Source organism: Streptomyces sp. A0958, assembly GCF_004795035.1.
GTDB lineage: Bacteria > Actinomycetota > Actinomycetes > Streptomycetales > Streptomycetaceae > Streptomyces.
The window spans coordinates 1-1883 of sequence record NZ_SSBK01000084.1; the positions used below are offsets into that span (position 1 = coordinate 1).

Below are 1883 nucleotides of genomic sequence, written 5' to 3' on the forward strand. Positions count from 1 at the left end.
GGCACTGGCCCCAGCCCACCCGAGACCCCGCCGACACAGTCACCGTTGCACCGCACTACAAGACTGCGCCGATCAGCCCACCGGCCAAGGCACCGCGCACTCAGCACCACTAAGTCACTGGTATTGGCCCTAACCCCGCCCGTGGTCGGGGTCCTCGTCCAACCCGGGCAGCTCCTCGTGCCCCTCCGAGTAGTGGTTGACCCACCCGCAGAGCGCACAGGCGTACCGCCCGGCCAGACCGTGGACCTCGGTGCCGCACCTCGCACAGTCGGTGCGGGTGATCTCGGGAATCGTCGGCTCAGGCTTGCTCGTCACACCCGGACCTTACCGAGTGGGGCTGTGAATGGTGGTCCGTAGTCCGCCTGAGCTGAGGTATGCCGATGATCTCTTGAGAGAAGGCAGGAAGGCGGAACGCCTCCTCACCGCCGTGTCCGACGCCCACCAGGACGACGCGGATGCGGTGGGTCCACGGGGCTAACTGGGACAGGCTCCAGCCCCACCTCGAGGACGCGATGGCCTGGGAGGCACTGAGTGACCAAGAGCGTAGCGAGGCAATCCGGCAACTGGAATCGGATACACCCGCCGGACACCATGCCTCCATCGAACCGATCTATGCGGCGGGTGGCCCCACGACAGGGACCGGCAGCGGCGCTCCCGAACCAGGCACGCCGTCACCCGCTCCAGGATCAGCGCCAACTCCTCCCGGGAAAAGCTGAGCGTATGAAGACAACCGGCCTCACCCTCGCGGCCATCGCTCTCGCCGGACGCTGTGATGAACGCCCTGGGGGCAGGCGGCCTGGAGTGCAAACTGCTCCGCCGCGCACAAGCCAACTTCGGCTCGGGGCTCGACTGCCTTGCCGAGATCCAGGGGGCGAAGGTCGAGAACGAGATCCACGTACTCGACCCCGCCAGGTTCAGCCGTGACGACATCGGCGATTCCATCGCCGGCAGGCGCAGGGCTCCCTGCAACAACACCATCGTCGCTGCGCGCAACTGGTACATCTGGGTCATAAACCCCGACTACGCCCCGCAGGTCGCCAAGGCCCTCAAAGGTGTCGTCCTGAGAGGGCGGGGCGTCAAGGCGGAGCCACCTTCTTGATCGATAAGCACGGCCCCTGCCCAATCAAGGAGCCTTCGCCAACGGTGACCACACCCCTCATCCGCCTCGGACGTAAGGGGGCAGCATCCCACCCGCCTCATCACCGGCCGCGCATTGTCAGACCGTCCTGGCATCCTGCCCCCGTGAGAATGACATGGGCCGACTTCTGGGCACTGATAGCCACCCTGAACGGCGAAGCCACCCAAGCAAACTGCCACCGTCTCGCCAATGAGCTGAGCCACCGCCCCCTCCCCGAAATCATCGGCTTCGCGGAACGCCACGCCGAAGCCCTCTACCGCCTGGACCAGGAGAAGTTCGGCAAACTCCCCGTGGCCGACATGCTGGACGAGGACGGCGCCCCCTTTCCGCAGTCGGGCGACTCGTTCCTCTACGCGCGCTGCGCGGTGGTGGCCGCGGGTCGGGGCGTCTGGGAGAGCGCATTCTCCGACGCCGCCGCTTTCGCCCCGTACACCTCAACCGAGTACGACGGTGAAAGCCTGCTGTACGTACCGGACGAGGCGTACGAACTGGCCACGGGCAAGGGGTGGGACCGCACGACGCGGTACTGCTTCGAGTCCTACTCCAACAGGGACGGCTGGCCACCTCTACGAAACTGACGCGACCGCCCCGCTCCGCCAGGAAGGTCACTACCGGCGGCTAAGCCTTGATCCGCCGAATCGATGCCTGTGGATAACTTTTCTTGGAACGAGAAAGTGCCTTGTGACCTGCGATGATGGGAGTTCTTCAGGCTTCCAGCACGCACGATCAGCAAGGCACTTCCGAG

The 1883-nt window shown here is 65.6% G+C and carries 3 protein-coding genes; 2 read left to right on the plus strand and 1 reads right to left on the minus strand.

Annotation, left to right across the window (positions count from 1 at the left end; genetic code table 11):
* Positions 1 to 129: 129 nt before the first annotated feature.
* Positions 130 to 315 (minus strand): hypothetical protein, encoded by a 186-nt coding sequence (locus E6P78_RS32375; RefSeq protein ID WP_026250501.1) that lies wholly within the window; start codon positions 313 to 315, stop codon positions 130 to 132.
* Positions 316 to 772: 457 nt separating this feature from the next.
* On the opposite strand from E6P78_RS32375, the gene E6P78_RS32385 reads away from it, so the two are divergent.
* Positions 773 to 1099, plus strand: a complete 327-nt coding sequence (locus E6P78_RS32385) for a hypothetical protein (protein ID WP_136207186.1) — start codon at positions 773 to 775, stop codon at positions 1097 to 1099.
* A gap of 149 nt (positions 1100 to 1248) precedes the next feature.
* Complete coding sequence (locus tag E6P78_RS32390) at positions 1249 to 1716, plus strand: DUF4240 domain-containing protein (RefSeq protein WP_136207187.1); 468 nt, start codon at positions 1249 to 1251, stop codon at positions 1714 to 1716.
* Positions 1717 to 1883 lie beyond the last annotated feature (167 nt).